Genomic DNA, 18727 nt, shown 5'->3' with positions numbered 1-18727 from the left:
ACCCCTCTTCCGAGAAGCCTCCATGCCGCAGGTCCGCGCCTACCTCAAGCGTTTCGTGCCGTCGCTCGTTCCAGTCAGCCACTTGGACCGCATTCGGTCGTCGCTTGGCGCTCTGCTCGGCATCCTTCTCACAGGCTTCATCAGCAGCTATGCGCTCGGCGCGGACGCCAACCTGCCGCTTCTGATTGCGCCAATGGGCGCCTCAGCGGTTCTCCTGTTTGCAGCCCCCTCAAGCCCGCTCGCTCAGCCGTGGTCACTCGTTGGCGGCAACATTGTTTCTTCGCTGATCGGCGTCACCGTCGCGCTGATGATCCAGGATCCGGTCGTGGCGGCCGCGGTCGCAGTCGGACTGGCGATCGCCGTCATGCTGCTCCTTGGCTGCCTTCATCCGCCAAGCGGCGCCGTGGCGCTTACCGCCGTTCTCGGAGGCCCGGCGATCCACGAGGCCGGCTACTGGTTTGTTCTTTCGCCGGTCGCAGTCAATTCGGTCGTGATCCTGTTGATCGCTCTTGCCTTCAACAATGCGATGGGCCGCCGCTATCCTCATCTGGCGCAGACACCGACGGTGCACGGCACAAGCGACCCTGCGCCGTCACATCGGCTTGGCATCGTGCCTGAAGATCTTCAGGCCGTACTTGCCCAATATGGCGAGGTCGTCGATGTCAGTCCGACGGAACTGGATGCGTTGATCCATCAGGCACAGATCCGCGCCTTCAACCGCCGATCCGGCGAGATCACCTGCGCGGATATCATGTCGCGCGACGTCGCGACGGTCACGCCGGAGACGTCTCTGCGCCAGGCGTACCAGGTCTTGCACAAACACAAGATCAAGGCGCTTCCAGTTGTTACCGCAACGGACGGCCTTGTCGGCATCGTCACGCAAACCGATTTCATGAACCACGCGATGCTGGCACCCCAAGCCGGCTTCCGCCAGCGGCTTGGAAATGTCATCGGCCTCGGCAAAAATGCGTCCCGCCTCGTGTCCGACATCATGACCCGCCGAGTGCAGTCGGCGTTGCCGGAAACGATGATCGCCAAGCTCGTACCGCCGATGGCCGACATGGGGCTTCACCATATGCCGGTGGTCGACGCGAACAACCATTTGGTCGGCATCGTTACCCAATCCGACCTGATCGCCGCCCTCTTCCAGCGGCGGCTCGAACGGGACGAAGACCGCGACGTCGCTTAAGCCGGGTCTCGCGAACCGTCTGTCAAGCCAAAGTCCTGAGCGCTGGCAATCGCACTCTTAGCCCTTCCTTCCGGAACCCGGCTTTCTGGTGCACCGCAACGTAAAATTCATTCGATTGACTTAATCAATAGAATGATGTAATTTCAGAACATGATGAAAAACAAAACCTCAACCCCATCACAGAAGCAGGACCGTGGCGATGCGACCCGCGAGAAGCTTCTGACAAATTCCATCGACGTCTTTGGCCGCTATGGCTTCGACGGCGCCACCACCCGCATGCTCGCCGAGGCAGCCGGCGTGAACCTGCAGGCGATCCCCTACTATTTCGGCGGCAAGGAAGGGCTCTATGTCGCTGCCGCGGAACACCTTGCATCGATCATCATCGCCCATGTCGGTGACCTGCGTAACGCGATCCTCGAGCGCCTCGCCCGCCTGGACAGCGACGGCCAGGCCATGACGCCCGGCGAAGCCCGCGATATCCTGACCCAGCTGGCGCAGCGCATGGTCGCCCTCTTTGTCAGCCGCCAGTCCGAAAGCTGGGCCCGCTTCATCATCCGCGAACAGATGGAACCGACCGAAGCGTTCGAGCGGGTCTACACCAGCGTCATGGCGCCGATGATCGGCATGGCCGGCAGGCTGATCGCCACCATTCTCGGTGAAGCTCCCCAGTCCGAACATGTCCGCTTGAGGACCCTGTCCTTCGTCGGAAGCATCCTCGTCTTCCGCATGGCCCACGCCGCCGTGCTCCGGCAGATGAACTGGCAGGCCGCCGGTCCCGACGAAGTCGACATTTTGCGCCGCCATGCTGCCGAACTCGTTGCGGCCCTCGGCGGCGGCAAGGAGGTGCGCCCATGAAGAAGCCCGTGATTGCCCTCGTCGTGATCGCCGCAGCCGTAGCCGGCGCCTGGTGGTTCGACGTGCCCCAGCGGCTCGGCTGGACCACCGCCGAACGAACCTCCGTTCTCTATGGCAACGTCGATATCCGTCAGGTCTCGCTCGGTTTTCGCGTCAGCGGCCGCGTCAGCAGTCTTGCTGTTGACGAAGGTGACATGGTGAAAGCGGGGGATACCCTTGCGACGCTCGACGCCATTCCCTTCGAGCAAGCGGAGGCGGCCGCCGAGGCCGAACTCGGCTCGCTCAAAGCCAATCTGGCAAAGCTGAAGGCCGGCGCTCGGCCAACCGAAATTGCCCAGGCGCGCGCCACTCACGAAGAGCGCATGGCAGACCTGGAAAATGCCAACCTCGCCTATGAACGGGCGCGTCAATTGCGTCCGAACGGGACGATTTCCCAGGCCAACCTCGACGGGGCAAATGCCAACCGGACCGCAGCCGCGGCACGCGCCACCTCGGCGCGCGAGGCCTTGGCCCTGCTTGAAGAGGGAAGCCGGATCGAAGACATCGAAGCCGCCCAGGCGCAGGTTCTTGCCGCCGAAGCCAAGCTCGAAAGCGCCCGCACCTCGCTCGCCGACACGCGCCTTGTCGCTCCGAACGCCGGCACGGTGCTCTCCAGAGTGCGCGAAGTGGGTGCCATCGTCGCCCCGTCTGACATGGTCTTTGTCGTCTCGCTCAACGAGCCTGTCTGGGTGCGGGCTTACGTGTCGGAACCTGACCTTGGTCGGGTGCATCCCGGCATGGCCGTCGAAGTGACGTCGGACAGCGCACCCGATCATCGCTACAAGGCAACCGTCGGCTTCATTTCGCCAGTCGCCGAGTTCACGCCCAAATCGGTGGAAACGCCGGAACTCAGGACCGATCTCGTCTACCGTCTGAGGATCGTCGTCGACAAACCCGGCCCCGATCTCAGGCAGGGCATGCCCGTCACCGTACACCTGCCGGCACAAACCGGGGCTGACCAATGAGCGAGCAGGCTCCCTTTGTCCGGATTGTCGATGTGGTCAAGCGCTTCGGCGACGCCCCGCCGGCGCTCGACCACGTCGCCGGAGAAATCCTCGGCGGGCGGATCACAGGGCTCGTTGGCCCTGACGGCGCGGGCAAGACAACTCTCATCCGGTTGATGACCGGGCTGATGGCACCGGAAGAAGGAAAAGTCGAAGTGCTCGGCTTCGATACGGTCACGAACGCCGCAGACATCCAGGCATCGATCGGCTACATGCCGCAACGCTTCGGCCTCTATGAGGACCTTTCCGTTCAGGAAAACCTCAACCTCTATGCCGATCTGCGCGGGCTACCGCTGTCCGAGCGCGCCGCCACGTTCAACGAGTTGCTCGAATTCACGGATCTCAAGCGCTTTACGGAGCGGCTCGCCGGCAAGCTTTCCGGCGGCATGAAGCAGAAGCTCGGCCTTGCCTGCGCGCTCCTGCGCAAACCCCGGCTGCTGCTCCTCGACGAACCGGGCGTCGGCGTCGACCCGATTTCGCGTCGCGATCTCTGGAAGATGGTCGAGAACCTGACGGCCGAAGGGATCGGCGTGGTCTGGTCGACAGCCTATCTCGATGAGGCCGAGGCCTGCGACAGCGTGTTGCTGCTCAACGAAGGCAAGCTGCTGTTTACCGGTAGCCCAGCTGAACTGACCAGCCGTGTTGCCGGTCGCGTCTTCAAGGTTTCGGGCATTTCACAGGGGCGTCGGCAGGCGCTCGCTCGTTATCTCGAGGACGAAAACGTCGTCGACGGCGTCATTCAGGGCGAAGCGATCCGCTTGGTCATGAAGCCCGATACCGTACCTCCCGTACTGGACGAAGGCTCACCGGCCCCTAGTGCGGCCGAAGCGACGCCGCGCTTCGAGGACGCCTTTATCGACATGCTCGGTGGCGGCCCCGGAGGCCGCTCCAAACTGGCTGAAACCCAAACCGCATTCAGCACCGAGAGTGCCAAGCCCGTGATCGAGGCGCACGGCCTGACGAAACGTTTTGGCGATTTCACCGCGGCCGACGCCATCACCTTCGACATCCCGCGCGGTCAGATTTTTGGGCTTCTCGGCCCGAATGGCGCCGGCAAGTCGACGACCTTCAAAATGCTGTGTGGGCTGTTGAAGCCGACGGCCGGTGAAGGCCGCGTCGCCGGTTTCGACCTGCGCCGGGATGCGGCCGAAGCTCGCAATCGGCTCGGTTACATGGCGCAGAAATTCTCGCTCTATGGCGATCTCAGCGTTGCACAGAACCTCAGCTTCTTTGCCGGCGTCTACGGTCTCTCGGGCGCGCGCAAGCGCGAACGCACCCAGTTGATGATTGAAATCTTCGGCTTTGGTCGCCTGCTCGACATGTCGGCCAAGGACCTGCCGCTTGGGCTCAAGCAGCGACTGGCGCTTGCCTGTGCCGTGCTGCACGAACCGGAAGCGCTGTTTCTCGACGAACCCACGTCCGGTGTCGATCCGATCACGCGGCGCGAATTCTGGACCCACATCAATGGCCTCGTCGAAAAAGGCGTGACCGTCCTCGTCACCACCCATTTCATGGACGAGGCTGAATATTGCGACCGCATCTCGCTCATCTATCGCGGCCGCTCGATCGCGCTTGGCTCCCCGGACGAATTGAAGGCTCAGGTCGCGAGCGCCGCGCTTCCCGACCCGACGATGGAAGATGCCTTCATCGCCCTCGTCCAGGGGTCTGAAGAAAAGGAGGCAGCATGACCGCCCACTCCCCGATGACCGAAGGCCGGGCCGCACGGATCAGGCGCTTTGCAGCACTCGTGCGCAAGGAGAGCTATCAGATCGTGCGCGATCCGAGCAGCATCCTGATCGCCTTCGTGCTGCCGCTGATCCTGTTGTTTCTCTTCGGTTACGGCGTATCGCTCGACACGACGCAGACCCGCATCGGCCTTGTCATCGAGGAAGAGGCGCCGCTGACGCGCGACCTCGCCGCCGGTTTTCAGGCTTCGCGTTACTTCACGGTGACGGTCGGCCGCGACAGGCGCGAGTTCGAGGAAGACCTAGTTCTCGGCCGGGTGCGCGGCATCGTCGTGATCCCCAAGACCTTCATGGCAGACTATGCGGCCGGTCGGCATCCCGCCTTGCAGGTGCTCGTCGACGGCTCCGACCCGAACACCGCGAACTTCGTCCAGAATTACGCCCAGGCGACCGTGGCCAACTGGGAACGGCAGCGGCTGAGCGACGGCAGCGGCCGTCCACCCGCCATTGCTGCTGAACAACGGTTCTGGTTCAACCCGGAACTGACGAGCCGCAACTTTCTCGTACCCGGCTCGATCGCCATCGTCATGACGCTCGTCGGCACGCTTTTGACATCTCTTGTCGTTGCTCGCGAATGGGAGCGCGGCACGATGGAAGCGATGATGGCGACGCCGGTCTCGGCTGCCGAGTTGCTGGCCGGCAAGCTGCTGCCCTACTTCCTGCTCGGACTGACCTCGATGACGCTATGCGTTCTGCTTGCGGTGTTCCTTTTCGGCGTACCCTTTCGCGGTTCGGTCGCGGCACTTTATGCACTCTCGGCAACCTTCCTGATGCCGGCGCTCGGCCAGGGTCTGCTGATATCGGCAGCGACGAAGAACCAGTTTCTCGCCTCGCAGCTGGCGCTAATCTCCGCCTTCCTGCCGGCCTTCCTGCTCTCCGGGTTTCTCTTCGAAATCAACTCGATGCCGACGGTGATCCAGTGGATCACGCTCATCGTGCCGGCGCGCTATCTGATCCCAAGCCTGCAGACTGTGTTCCTCGCCGGCGACATCTGGCCGATGTTCACGCAAGCGATTGCGGTGATGTTTCTGATCGGCTGCGTCTTCTTCGCGCTCGCCGCGCGCAGCACCCGCAAGAGGATTGCTTGAGATGTGGTGGACCAGACTGAAAGCCCTGATCGTCAAGGAACTCTTGGCGGTGCTGCGCGACCCCAAGGGACGCACCGTACTGATCGTGCCGCCGATCCTTCAATTGCTCGTCTTTTCCTATGCCGCGACACTGGAAGTGACCAATGTCGACGTCATGGTGCTGAACCGCGACAACGGTCACTGGAGCCAGGAACTCGTCAATCAGATCAAGGGTTCGCCGACCTTCCGCAGCATCCGCTTTACCGATAGCCCGGCCGAAGTGCGCATGGCGATCGACACGCAGAAAGTCATTGCAGTCGTCGAGATCGGCCCGACCTTCTCGCGCGACATCGAGGCCGCACGCCCCGCCGAAGTGCAGGTGATCCTCGACGGGCGTCGCTCCAATGCGTCGCAGATCGTGTCCGGCTATCTCAGTCGCATCGTCGGAACGCTTGCCGCAGACACGCCCTCCGGCAAGCGCATGGCGTCAAACGCGGTCAGCGTCGTAGCCCGCAACTGGTTCAATCCGAACCTGACCTATCAATGGTTCATGGTGCCAAACCTGGTCGCCAGCATCGCACTTCTGATCGGCCTGATCGTCACGGCACTTTCGATTGCGCGCGAACGGGAGCTTGGCACGTTCGACCAACTGATGGTCTCGCCGCTCAGAACCCACGAAATCCTGATCGGCAAGCTGATCCCGCCAATGATGATCGGGCTCTTCCATATCACCATCTACATTCTGGCTGCCGTCTTCATTTTCGGGGTGCCGCTGCGCGGCTCGCTGTTGCTGCTCTACGGCAGCGCGATCTTCTATCTTGCCTCGGTCGTCGGCCTTGGCCTCTTCATCTCGGCCCTGTCGATGACGCAGCAGCAGGCGATCCTCGGCGCCTTCCTGTTCATGGTGCCGGCCATGCTGCTGTCCGGTTTTGCGACCCCGATCGAGAACATGCCCGCCTGGCTGCAGCCGATTACCTATGTCAATCCGCTGCGCTATTTCCTCGTCATCGTGAAGGGGGTTTTCTTGAAGGACATACCGGCGGTCGAGGTGGCGCGTCAGACGATCCCGCTGCTGCTGATCGCCATCGTCACCCTCTCGGCCGCCTCGTGGCTGTTTCGCCGCCGGCTGGAGTAGCCTCAGCCATTCACGAAGGGGCCGATTGCCGCGACCTCGTTCTGGCGGATGTCATGCCCGCCCGGATGCCACTCGGTTTCGGTCACGGCACCCTGCCCGCTGAAGTAATCCGCGAGCGCCTGTGTCAGCGGTGCCGGGCAGATCGGATCGCGCTCTCCGGCGGTGATCAGAACGCGGCGTCCCTTAAGACCGGCATTGTCCTTCGGTCGGAACGGGATCAGCGGATGCATCAGCACCGCCTTGTCAAAGGCGCCCTGTTCGATCAGCACATTGGCGAGGATGTTCGCGCCGTTGGAATACCCGAGGCCGATGACCTCCGAGGCGGCGTGCTCGGCAGCCAGCGCCTTGACGAAGCTCGCCATCTTCTCGGTTGCCCGCGCAAGGTCGGCCATATCGTACACCCCCTCGCCCGTGCGTTTGAAGAAGCGCGCGGCGCCATGCTCCGACACATCGCCTCGCGGCGAGACAATCGTCGCGTCGGGCAGGAGTTCGGAAGCGAAGGTGAAGAACTGGTTTTCGTCGCCCCCTGTTCCGTGAAAGACGAAGAAGATCGGTTGGCCAGGCTTGCCGGCCCTCAGTTTGTGAACATAGCCATAATCGGCCATTTTGCTGTCTCCCGTGGCTGCCGCCGACTGGCAGGACATGCCGATCCGCAGCGCATCGTTGTACGTTTCTACCAGAACCCGTCGAGGGTTTGCCGTCGATCTCAGTCGAGCTTCTGCAAGTGGCTTTCCAGGATCGGGCGCAGGTGCTTGTGCTGTTGCGGCAGCTTCAGCCCTTCGCCGAGATGGGCAAGTTCCTCATCGCGATCAAAGCCCGGTTCGTTGGTGGCGATCTCGAACAGCACCCCACCAGGCGTGCGGAAGTAGATTGCCCAGAAGTAATCGCGGTCGATGACCGGGGTCACCTGGTAGCCGGTGTCCATCAGCGCCTTGCGCACCTCAAGCTGCTTCTCGCGGTTCTCGACGGCAAAGGCGATGTGGTGCACCGAGCCTGCGCCCTGAGACGCGCGACCGATGTTCGGCATCGTTTCCAGGTCGATCACGCGGGCATCGTTGCCACCCGGCACGATCAGGCGCGTGACGCCGTCCTTGCGGTCCAGCTCCTCGTAGCCCATGAACTTCAGGAGCTCGGCCGTGGCACCTTCGTCGCGCAGACGCAGCGCTGCGGAATGGAACCCGCGGATCGCGTGGTCCGCAGAAATGCCGCCCTCGGTCCAGGGCGTGCGCTGGTCGTCCCTGACTTCGACGAGCGCAAAGCCGTCGCCATCGGGGCCGGCGAAGTTCAGGCGCTTCTCGCCAAAAGTCTCTTCGTCCTTGAGGCCGGTGACGCCAAGCGTCGCCAGCCGTTCCTTCCAGAACCCGAGCGAGCCGTCAGGCACCGAGAATACGGTCGTGCCCACTTCGCCGGTACCGGCGCGGCCACGCGGCATTTGCGGGAACGGAAAGTAGGTCATGACGGTGCCCGGGGTGCCGGCTTCGTCCCCGTAGTAGAGATGGTAGACATCCGGAGAGTCGAAGTTGACCGTCTTCTTCACGCGGCGAAGGCCGAGCGACTTCGTGAAGAACTGGTTGTTCTCGCGCGCATCGTCCGCCATCGAGGTGACGTGATGCAGACCCTTGATCTGATTGAGCATTGCCGTGATCCTTTCTCTCCGGCGCCATCGGGCGCTCCGTTGAGTGATAGATGCGCTCTTCCGGCTGCCGGCGAAAGACGGCCATGCACAGACGCATTGTCAACACGCTGTTGACGCTAACCCAATTTCGTCAACTGCTTCGGAGGAAAGTGGGACCGCTTGTGACCCGCGCCGCCGATGCTTAAGATCGGTCGGCGGCGCATAGTCGCGGGGACGCGAGGAGGCGCGCGGGCATCTGTGAAATATCGATTGGTTCTTGCCCTGCTTCTGTTGCCGTTGCTCGCGGGCCTGCTGGCCTGGCAGGGCCACAAGGTCACGACGGACAGCTATCTGCGAGAAGCCACGGCCCAGGCAACCACTGCGCTGAGGCTCGCCGTTACGGCGCTCGACGGCCATCTCAGTCGTTATCAGGCATTGCCCGCGCTGATCGCCGATCATGAAGATGTCCAGGAACTTGTCACCCGCCCGCGCGACCGGCGGCTGAAAGAATCGGTCAATGCCTACCTGAAGAGCATCAACGGCTTGCTCCAGTCTTCGGACATCTACGTCATCACCCCGGATGGCGATACGATCGCGGCGAGCAACTACGACGGGCCGACAAGCTTCATCGGCCAGAACTTCAGCTACAGGCCCTATTTCCAAGAAGCGCTGCGCGGGCAGGAGTCGCGGTTCTATGCCCTTGGAACGACATCGCTGAAGCGTGGCTACTTCTTCGGCTCGCCGATCCGCATCGGCGACGAGATCCGCGGCGTCATGGTCTTCAAGGTCGATGTCGAGAGCATCGAGGCCTCCTGGGAGGGCGGCGAATACAAGATCTTCGTCTCCGACCCCGACGGCATCATCTTCATGTCCGGCAACAAGGACTGGCTTTATGCTTCAATCCAGCCGCTGACGGCCGAACGGCTTGCGCGAACCGAGGCGTCGCGACGCTACGCCGATGCCACCGTGCACGCCCTTCCGGTCTCCGAACGCGTTTCGGACGACCATCACTTCCTGACGGTTTCCTCCGGCAGTTCGAGCCGTGAGTATCTCATGCTTTCGCAGCCAATGCCCGATGCCGACTGGACCGTGAACGTTCTCATCGACACGGCGTCCGTGCGCGCGCAGGCACTGACAAGCGTTTTTGCCGCCCTGCTTTTGATCTGTCTCGCTGGCCTCGGCGTTGCCATCATTCTGCAACGGCGCGCGCGGCTCAACGAGCGCATCTCGCTGCAGGCCGAGGCCCAGGCCGAACTCGAGCGCCGGGTCGACGAACGCACGGCCGATCTCGCGCGCGTCAACGACCAGATCGAGGAAGAAATCGCCGAGAGACGACTGACGGAACAGCAGCTGCGGCGCACGCAGGCCGATCTCATCCAGGCCGGCAAGCTCGCCGGGCTGGGGCAAATGTCAGCGGCGCTGTCGCATGAATTCAACCAGCCGCTTGCCGCCGCCAAGACCTATGCCGACAGTGCGACGCTGCTGATCGAGCGTGGCCGTTCGGAGGAAGCCAGCGACAACATCCGGCGGATCTCCGGCCTCGTCGACCGCATGGCCGCCATCAGCAAGCACCTGCGCAATTTCGCGCGCAAGCCCAACGAAAAGCTTGGAGCGGTTTCCGTCGACGAAGTCATTCGCGACACGATGGAGATCGTTTCAGTCCGTCTGAAGGCTGCCGCTGCAACGGTCGAGATCGATCTCGGAGCCGAACCGCTTGTGGTGAGAGCAGGACTGGTGCGCCTGCAGCAGGTGCTCGTCAACGTCATCTCCAACGCAGCCGATGCGGTGGAAGGCCTCGAAGACCGCACCATCCATCTGCGCGCCCGGCGCGACGGGGACAAGGTGATCCTGTCGGTCAGCGACCGTGGCCCGGGTATTGCGCCGGCGATCGCCGAACGCATCTTCGACCCGTTCTTTTCCACAAAGGGCGTCGGCAAGGGGCTGGGCCTTGGCCTTTCGATTTCCTATAACATCGTCAAGGACTTCGGCGGCAGCCTGACCGCCGTCAACCTGCCCGAAGGCGGGGCCGAATTCCGCATCGAACTCGCCGCCGACAGCGACAATGCCCGGGAGGCCGCCGAATGATCGAGAGCAGGATCCTGCTCATCGACGACGAAGAGGATGTGCGCCATTCGAGCGCGCAGGCGCTGGAGCTCGCCGGCTTCCGTGTCGATGCCTTCGCAGCCGCCGAGCGTGCGCTCGAGTTCATCAGCTACAGCTTTGCCGGCGTCGTCATCAGCGACATCCGCATGCCCGGCATGGACGGCATGACGCTGCTGCAGCGCATTCGCGAGATCGATGCTGAGTTGCCGGTCATCCTGATCACCGGGCATGGCGAGGTGCAACTCGCGGTCCGCGCGATGCGCGAGGGCGCCTATGATTTTGTCGAAAAGCCTTTCGCGGCGCAGATGCTTGCCGGCACGATCCGGCGGGCGCTGGACTGGCGCGCGCTGGTTCTCGAAAACCGCCGGCTGAAGGCGGTGGCGGGCAAACGCGACGATATCGAGCAGCGCCTCCCGGGGCGGAGCCAGGTGATGGTGGACCTGCGCTACCGCATCCGGGCGATCGGTGCAGCCGACGCCGACACGCTGATCATCGGCGACACCGGTGTTGGCAAGGAGGTTCTGGCCCGAACGTTGCACGACCTCAGCGCCCGCGCCAACAGCCCCTTCATCGCCATCAACTGTGCAGCGCTGCCGGAAAACCTGATCGAAAGCGAACTCTTCGGCCACGAGCCGGGCGCCTTTCCCGGCGCCATCCGGCCGCGCTACGGCAAGTTCGAGCACGGTCGCGGCGGCACGATCCTGCTCGACGAAATCGGCTCGATGCCCTTCGATCTGCAGGCAAAATTCCTGCGCGTTCTGCAGGAGCGCGTCATCACCCGGCTTGGATCGAACGAACAGGTTCCGCTCGACGTGCGCTTCATCGCCACCAGCAAGGTCGACCTCGAAAAGGAGGTCGCCGCCGGACGCTTCCGTGCCGACCTGCTCTACCGCCTCAACGTCGCAACGCTCAGGGTTCCCTCGCTTGCACAGCGGCGCGCCGATATCCCCCTGCTCTTTCTCCAGCTTGTACGCGAATCCGCCGCTCGCTATGGCCGGGATGAGATCGAGGTCTCCCAGGCTATGCTTGCGGAAATGGCCGAGCGCGACTGGCCGGGCAACGTGCGCGAATTGCGCAATGCCGCCGAGCGGCTGGTGCTCGGTCTCGACGCAACGTCCGACGATGCGGCAAAGACGGAGCACGGTGGCCGCCTCGCCGACAAGGTGGCAGCCTACGAAAAGGGCCTGATCGCCAGCGCCATTGCCGCCCATGGCGGCGCGCTCAAGCCGGTCTACGAATCCCTCGGCATCTCGCGCAAGACGCTCTACGAAAAGATGCAGAAGTTCGGGCTCGACAAGAAACTTGTCGGGGCGGACTTCCTGGCCGACGGCGAACTCTGAACAACGCGGGAGCGGTTGTTCCTGGCGCGCACAGCCGCGGCCCTCGCTCAGTCGCAGCAATGGGCAGACGTTGAAGCCGCCCGGTTGCCTTCGGCGGCCACAAATTCGACCTTGATCCGATCCGGATCTTCAATGAACAGCGCATAATAGTCGCTGCCGCCATTGGCGTACGGATAACGCTCGTCATAGAGGCAGGAGAACCCGCTTTCCTGGCAAAATTGCCGCAGCATATCGACCGCGTCCCTGTCCTTTACGCGAAAAGCCAGATGATTAAGACCGACGCCGCATCGGTGATAGCGCCGGAGGGCATGTTTATCCGCGACCTGCACGAATGTCAGATAGGCGTCGTCATCGTGGGCAAGCGTGAAGCCGTCATCCCAGCGACCGCTTTCAACATATCCGACCCGTGCGAGAAGGGGCGTCCAGAACGCATGCGACGCATCGAGGTTCGAAACATAGATCTCGACATGATGAAGCATTGTGCGGTCTCTCCGTGTGGTGTCCGCCAGAGCGGCGTCGCCAATCGTGACAGATACCACAAGCTGCAAAGGGCTCGATTGCGATCAGTGCTGCGACAAGGAAAGAAGGCCACACTCCTGTAACGGAACTACCCCCGCTGTTCGGGAACGACCGGCAACGAAAACGGGGACGCGATCGCTCACGTCCCCGTCGATTGTTATTGCGGCTGGCTCAGACGTTGAACGCAGCACCGATCAGCGTCTTGGTATAGGGCTGCTTCGGCGCCTCGAAAATGGCGTCGGTTTCGCCTTCCTCGACGATCTTGCCGTTCTTCATCACGATCACATAGTCCGACATCGCTTTCACAACCGAGAGGTCGTGGCTGATGAAGATGTAGGAAAGGCCGTGCGAGCGCTGCAGGTCGCGCAAGAGTTCGATCACCTGCCCCTGCACCGACCGGTCGAGTGCCGAGGTCGGCTCGTCGAGAATGACGACCTTCGGCTTCAGGATCATTGCGCGGGCAATGGCGATACGCTGGCGCTGACCGCCCGAGAACTCGTGCGGATAGCGGTTGCGGGACGCAGGATCAAGCCCCACTTCCTTCAGCGCTTCGGACGCCCGGCGGTCGCGATCGGCGCGGCTGAGCTCGGGCTCATGCACGTGCAGACCTTCGGTGATGATCTCGCCGACGGTGCGGCGCGGCGAGAGCGAGCCGTAGGGATCCTGGAATACGAGCTGCAAGGTCTTGCGCAGCGGACGCATCTGGCCACGATCGAAGCCGGAGATATCCGTGGTGCCGAAACGGTAGTGACCGCTGCTCGGCAGGAGCCTCAGAAGCGCACGACCAAGGGTCGACTTGCCGGAACCCGACTCGCCGACCACACCGATCGTTTGTCCCTCTTTCAGGCGTAGGTTGACGCTGTCCACTGCGCGGAAAACCGACTTGCCACCCCGGAAGAGGCCGCCGCCGATCTGATAGTCCACACAGACGTCACGGCCTTCGAGAATGATCGGCGCGTTGTCAGCCGGCGACGCCTTGCGGCCGCTCGGCTCGGCTGCGAGCAGCATCTTCGTGTAGTCGGCCTGCGGCCGCTCGAAGATATCAGCCGTCGTGCCCTTTTCCACCACTTCGCCACGCCGCATCACCGCGACACGATCTGCGAAATGCTTGACGATCCCGAGGTCGTGCGTGATCAGCACGATCGCCATGCCGAAGCGCTGCTGCAGCGACTTGAGAAGGTCGAGGATCTGCGCCTGAATGGTCACGTCGAGCGCCGTCGTCGGTTCGTCGGCAATCAGCAAATCCGGCTCGTTGGCTAGCGCCATGGCGATCATCACGCGCTGACGCTGTCCGCCCGAAAGCTCATGCGGATAGCTGTCGATCCGACGCTTCGGTTCAGGAATGCCGACGAGTTCGAGCAGCTCGAGCACGCGCGCACGCGCCTGCTTGAACGTGCCGCCGCGGTGATGAACGATCGGCTCCGCGATCTGGCGACCGATCGGGTAGAGCGGATCGAGCGAGGTCATCGGCTCTTGGAAGATCATGGTGACCTTCGCGCCGCGCACCTGGTTGAGGGCCTTCGGCGGCAGTCCGACGAGTTCCTGCCCGCGGTAACGTGCGGAGCCTGTGACCTCGCCATTCTTGGCGAGCAGGCCCATGATTCCCATCATCGTCTGGCTCTTGCCGGAGCCGGACTCGCCGACGACCGCAAGCGTTTCTCCGGTGCGGACATCGAGGTCGATGCCCTTGACCGCTTCGACCGTGCCGTCAGGTGTCGAGAAGTTCACCTTGAGGCCGCTCACGGCCAGGATGGTTTCCTTGGTATCTGCCATGTCAGCGATCCTTCGGGTCGAGCGCGTCGCGCAGGCCGTCGCCAACGAAGTTCAGCGAGAACAGCGTCAGAACGAAGAAGATGGCCGGGAAGATCAGGAGCCACGGCGCCGACTGAATGTTGTTGGCTCCTTCCGAGATCAGCGCACCCCAGCTGGTCAGCGGCGCCTGGACACCGAGACCGAGGAAGGAGAGGAAGCTCTCGAGCAGGATGACCTTGGGCACGACGACGGTCACGAAGACGATGACCGGACCGATCGTGTTGGGGATGATGTGCCGGCGGATGATCTGCCAGTCCGTCAGGCCAAGCGCTTGCGCGGCGCCGACGAATTCTCGACGTTTCAGCGCCAGCGTCTGGCCGCGCACGATGCGGGCCATGTCGAGCCACTCCACCGCGCCGATCACCAGGAAGATCAGGATGAACGAGCGTCCGAAGAACACGACGAGCACGACGACGAGGAAGACGAAGGGCAGAGAATAGAGAATCTCGACCAGGCGCATCATGACGTTGTCGACGCGACCGCCGATGTATCCCGATGTCGCGCCGTAGACAACGCCGATGCCGAGCGACACAAGGCTTGCGAGCAGGCCGACGGCGATCGAAATCTGGCCGCCGAGCATGACGCGCACCAGGAGGTCGCGGCCGTTGCTGTCGGTGCCGAAGGGGAAGTACTCCCGGTCGACCTGGCCGGTCACCTTCAGCGTCTTGCCGTCGTCCTCCGTTGCCACCACCTGGGTGTCGCGGAATTCGTTGGCGCGGTCGAAATAGCGCGTTGCGCGGGAATCGATCGGCTGCTCGGAGGTGATCGTCGCCGTGAAGGTTTCACCCTCGAGGTTGAACTCCTTGAGCGTAACGCGGGCGCGGGTCGCGACCCCTTCCATCACGTCCTTGAGCGTCGTGGTGTCCGGGCGCGGCTCCAGGCTCGGAGCGATCGACACATAGGACGGGAAGACCTGATCGTATGTGTGCGGTACGAACAGGGGCCCGAGGAACGAGAACAGCGCGATCAGGGCCAGCATGAAGCAACCGGCCATGGCGGCGCGGTTGCGCTTGAAGCGCATGGCCGCGAGCTGGAAGAGGCTGCGCCCCTTGGTTTCCGGTGTCACCACCGGGGTCTGGACGATATCAGTCATGGCGAACCCTCGGATCGAGCAGGCCGTAGAGAATGTCGACCAGGAGATTGAAAACGATGACGAAGATGGCAACGAGAATGACCGTGCCCATCACCAGCGTGTAGTCGCGATTGATCGCACCGAGGACGAAGTAGCGGCCAACACCCGGAATGGTGAAGATCGTCTCGACGACGGCCGAACCGGTGAGCAGTGCCGCAGCACATGGCGCAAGATAGGAGACGACAGGCAGCATGGCGCCGCGCATCGCATGGGTCACCACCACCGTTCGCGACGGCAGGCCGTAAGCCTTGGCGGTTCTGATATGGTCGGTATGCAGCGCCTCGATCATCGAGCCGCGCGTGAGCCGCGCAAAGACCGCAAGCTGCGGCAGTGCCAAAGCGATCATCGGCAGGATCAGGAAGCGCAGGGACCCATCACCCCAGCCGCCGGCTGGCAGCCATGCAAGCATGATCGCAAAGACCAGCGTCAACACCGGGCCAACAACGAAGTTGGGCACGGTCACGCCCATGGTCGAGAACGACATGATCGCGAAATCGAGCACGCTGTTCTGCCGGAGCGCCGCGATCGTACCGGCGGTCACACCACCGATCAGCGCGACAAGCAGCGCGTAGAAGCCGAGCTCCATCGAATAGGGCAGACCCTTGCCGATCAGTTCGGCGACGTTGTTGTCCTTGTAGACATAGCTCGGGCCGAAGTCGCCGGTCACCGCATTGCTGATGTAGTGCGTGTATTGGCGCCAAAGGGGCTGATCGAGCTGATACGTCTTCATCAGGTTCGCCATCGTTTGTGGCGGAAGAGGACGCTCGAGGTTGAAGGGACCGCCAGGGGCGAACCGCATCAGGAAAAACGAAATGGTGACGACGATAAACAAAGTCGGCACCGCACTCGCCAATCGGCGAAGGATGAAGGAAATCATGGACGTACTCCGGAGGCGACGCGCGGCTTTGCAACCGCGCGTCGTCTCTGTTCGTTATTCGGCGATGCTCAGGAACTTGCTGAGATGCTCGTTCGGAGCATTGTCAGCCCAGCCCTTGACGCGGCTGGCGACCAGCCACAGGTCGGCCTGGGTCAGAAGCGGAGCGATTGGCTGTTCCTTCATCAGCAGCGCTTCGGCTTCATGCATCAGCTTGGAACGAGCTGCCGGATCCTGCTCGTCGTAGGACTTCTTCATGAGGCCGTCGAACTCGGCGTTCTCGAAGTGGCCGTAGTTGAAGGTCTTGTTGGAACCGACGCTGAGTGCCAGGAAGTTCTCGGCGTCCGCGTAGTCGGCCTGCCAGCCGGCACGGGCGACGTTGAACTTGCCGCCTTCCTGCAGGTAGGCGTAGTGCGACGACACGTCGAGGTTCACCAGCGACACCTTGGCGCCGAAGGTGTTCTTCCACATGTCGGCAACAGCGGTTGCGACACGCTCGTGGTTCGGGTTGGTGTTGTAGCGAAGCTCGATGTCGAGCGGCTTGCCACCTTCGCCGTAGCCGGCTTCCTTCATAAGCGCGATCGCCTTGTCTTCGCGGTCGAGCTGCGACATCGTGCCGAACTCGGCCTTGGACGGCTCACCGTAGCTTTCGATGCCCGGGGGGACCATCGAATAGGCCGGCAGCTGCGAACCGGCGTAGATTTCCTTGGCAAGGAAGTCACGGTCGACGGCCATCGAAAGGGCCTGACGGACGCGGACATCGCTATAGGGCTCCTGGCGGGTGTCGAAGGCGTAGTAATAGGTCGCAAGCGACGGCGAGACGTGGACCTGCTCGCCGTAGGAGGTGCGCAGGCGATCGATCTGGTCAGCCGAGAAGTTATAGACGAGGTCCATCTCCTTGGCCTCGAAGCGACGGACCGAAGCGGCCTGGTCGTCGATCGGGTAGAAGACGACCTTGTCGAGCTTGACGTTGGCCGCATCCCAGTAGTTGGCGTTCTTGACGACCGTCAGGCTGTCATTCGGAACGTGGGCCTGGAGCGTGAATGCGCCGTTCGAAACCATGACGCCCGGCTTGACGAAGTCGGCGCCGTTCTTTTCGACGCTTGCCTTGCTGACCGGAAGTGCGGTCTGGTGTGCCAGAAGCTCAAGGAAGAACGGGGTCGGGCGCTCGAGCGTGATCTCGACGGTCTTTTCGTCGATCGCCTTGATGCCAAGCTGGTCGGTCGGCAGTTCGCCCTTGTTGACCTTTTCGGCATTCTTGATCGGGAAGAGAATGTTGGCGTAGCCGGCAGCGGTCTTCGGATCTTCGACGCGACGGAAGGAGAAGACGAAGTCGTCAGCCGTGACCGCAGAACCGTCGGACCACTTGGCATCAGCACGAAGCTTGAAGGTGTAGACCGTACCGTCGTCCGAGAGCTCCCAGGTTTCAGCCACACCCGGGACGATCTTTGCCGAGGCGTCATAGATCGTCAGGCCTTCGTAGAGGTCCTTGAGGATGAATGCTTCGATGTTGATCGAGGTGTGGTGCTGGTCGAGCGTCTGCGGCTCACCCGCGTTGCCGCGATGCAGGACAGCTTCGGCGAGCGCCGGGCTTGCTCCGATGAGCAGCGAGCCGATCAGCGCGGCAGCACGCAGGTTGAGTTTCAGTGAAGCCATTTTCTTTCTCTCCTTCCCCTTGTTATGGGTTTGTGATCGCAGGAGAGAAGTGCAAATCGCCCCCAAAGGCAAGGCGGATTCTGCGGCTGTTTGCATCTTTATCTATAGAGCAGCATTCGGCCTATCCCATAGGTTGTATTTCGTTTGCGATTCTTTTCGTCGCCTTTGCGACGGGGATATGACGGAAGCGCGGCAATTTCGCGAAATCTCCTGCAACGTTTTAGGTCGATAATTTTTATCGACAAAGTGCCATGAGATTCGACCGTGAATCGGCTCCGATGCAAAGTTCGTGAATTTTAGCCGCAGTTTACGTAATCTGCGGAAAGAAAGTCGCCTTTCGTCGCAATCTTCTTGCGACCCGTTCACATCCTGTCGACAGACTGTTTCTCTACCGTGCCCAGCCGGGTGGTGTACATCGACAATAATACCCCTATTGATTGCAATTGAGACTGTCCCGTCCCTCACCGTGGGGGCACCACCAGAAAGTGAAATCAGTTAACTGGAAAGCTGTTGCATCCAGTCCACAGTAAAATCGATTGAAGCGTCTTTCGACCTCTGGCAACCTGCCTTTTGCCCGGTTGTCAAACCACTTCGATGAACTATTGTGCGCCTGACTTCGGTGGGCGCGACCAATTCGCGCGC

15 protein-coding genes are annotated in these 18727 nt (G+C 62.2%); 8 read left to right on the top strand and 7 right to left on the bottom strand.

Annotated elements, in window-relative coordinates:
* The first annotated feature begins 22 nt into the window (after window positions 1-22).
* From VGO04_RS08620 to VGO04_RS08595, 6 genes are all read left to right on the top strand, one after another.
* Window positions 23-1189, top strand: a complete 1167-nt coding sequence (locus VGO04_RS08620; protein WP_327495531.1) for an HPP family protein — start codon at window positions 23-25, stop codon at window positions 1187-1189.
* Between the two features lie 150 nt (window positions 1190-1339).
* Window positions 1340-2044 (top strand): CerR family C-terminal domain-containing protein, encoded by a 705-nt coding sequence (locus VGO04_RS08615; RefSeq protein ID WP_414650522.1) that lies wholly within the window; start codon window positions 1340-1342, stop codon window positions 2042-2044.
* Window positions 2041-3048 (top strand): secretion protein HlyD, encoded by a 1008-nt coding sequence (gene hlyD, locus VGO04_RS08610; protein WP_327495529.1) that lies wholly within the window; start codon window positions 2041-2043, stop codon window positions 3046-3048. Before VGO04_RS08615 ends, hlyD begins: the two co-directional genes overlap by 4 nt.
* The gene (locus VGO04_RS08605) at window positions 3045-4775 is read left to right on the top strand and encodes an ATP-binding cassette domain-containing protein (protein WP_327495528.1); all 1731 of its coding nucleotides are present in this window, start codon (window positions 3045-3047) and stop codon (window positions 4773-4775) included. The genes hlyD and VGO04_RS08605 overlap by 4 nt, the downstream gene beginning before the upstream one ends.
* Window positions 4772-5920 carry an ABC transporter permease gene (locus VGO04_RS08600; protein WP_327495527.1) on the top strand — a complete coding sequence of 383 codons (1149 nt, stop codon included), beginning with the start codon at window positions 4772-4774 and terminating at the stop codon, window positions 5918-5920. The genes VGO04_RS08605 and VGO04_RS08600 overlap by 4 nt, the downstream gene beginning before the upstream one ends.
* Window position 5921: 1 nt before the next feature.
* On the top strand, window positions 5922-7034 hold the full coding sequence (locus VGO04_RS08595; protein WP_327495526.1) for an ABC transporter permease: 1113 nt from the start codon (window positions 5922-5924) through the stop codon (window positions 7032-7034).
* A gap of 2 nt (window positions 7035-7036) precedes the next feature.
* Here VGO04_RS08595 and VGO04_RS08590 read toward each other — a convergent pair whose 3' ends face one another.
* Window positions 7037-7639, bottom strand: coding sequence for an alpha/beta hydrolase (locus VGO04_RS08590; protein WP_327495525.1), 603 nt, complete (start codon window positions 7637-7639; stop codon window positions 7037-7039).
* A 101-nt stretch (window positions 7640-7740) separates the two neighbouring features.
* Window positions 7741-8670 (bottom strand): VOC family protein, encoded by a 930-nt coding sequence (locus tag VGO04_RS08585; protein WP_327495524.1) that lies wholly within the window; start codon window positions 8668-8670, stop codon window positions 7741-7743.
* A gap of 237 nt (window positions 8671-8907) precedes the next feature.
* On the opposite strand from VGO04_RS08585, the gene VGO04_RS08580 reads away from it, so the two are divergent.
* Both VGO04_RS08580 and VGO04_RS08575 read left to right on the top strand, forming a co-directional pair.
* Window positions 8908-10734, top strand: coding sequence for a sensor histidine kinase (locus VGO04_RS08580; RefSeq protein WP_327495523.1), 1827 nt, complete (start codon window positions 8908-8910; stop codon window positions 10732-10734).
* Window positions 10731-12092 carry a sigma-54 dependent transcriptional regulator gene (locus tag VGO04_RS08575; RefSeq protein ID WP_327495522.1) on the top strand — a complete coding sequence of 454 codons (1362 nt, stop codon included), beginning with the start codon at window positions 10731-10733 and terminating at the stop codon, window positions 12090-12092. Before VGO04_RS08580 ends, VGO04_RS08575 begins: the two co-directional genes overlap by 4 nt.
* A gap of 47 nt (window positions 12093-12139) precedes the next feature.
* Here the strand turns inward: VGO04_RS08575 and VGO04_RS08570 are convergent, their stop codons facing one another.
* From VGO04_RS08570 to VGO04_RS08550, 5 genes are all read right to left on the bottom strand, one after another.
* The gene (locus tag VGO04_RS08570) at window positions 12140-12631 is read right to left on the bottom strand and encodes a VOC family protein (RefSeq protein ID WP_327495579.1); all 492 of its coding nucleotides are present in this window, start codon (window positions 12629-12631) and stop codon (window positions 12140-12142) included.
* A gap of 151 nt (window positions 12632-12782) precedes the next feature.
* The gene (locus VGO04_RS08565) at window positions 12783-14384 is read right to left on the bottom strand and encodes an ABC transporter ATP-binding protein (RefSeq protein WP_327495521.1); all 1602 of its coding nucleotides are present in this window, start codon (window positions 14382-14384) and stop codon (window positions 12783-12785) included.
* 1 nt (window position 14385) lies between these two features.
* Entirely contained in the window at window positions 14386-15516 is a 1131-nt protein-coding gene (locus VGO04_RS08560; RefSeq protein ID WP_275027003.1) for an ABC transporter permease, read from the bottom strand.
* Window positions 15509-16432 carry an oligopeptide ABC transporter permease OppB gene (oppB, locus tag VGO04_RS08555; RefSeq protein ID WP_327495520.1) on the bottom strand — a complete coding sequence of 308 codons (924 nt, stop codon included), beginning with the start codon at window positions 16430-16432 and terminating at the stop codon, window positions 15509-15511. Before oppB ends, VGO04_RS08560 begins: the two co-directional genes overlap by 8 nt.
* Window positions 16433-16486: 54 nt before the next feature.
* Entirely contained in the window at window positions 16487-18085 is a 1599-nt protein-coding gene (locus VGO04_RS08550; protein ID WP_327495519.1) for a peptide ABC transporter substrate-binding protein, read from the bottom strand.
* Window positions 18086-18727 lie beyond the last annotated feature (642 nt).

The organism is Ensifer sp. (assembly GCF_035999185.1).
Classification (GTDB): Bacteria; Pseudomonadota; Alphaproteobacteria; order Rhizobiales; family Rhizobiaceae; genus Ensifer.
The sequence above is the reverse complement of the archived record's forward strand: the minus strand, read 5'-3'. Positions and strand labels throughout refer to the sequence as shown.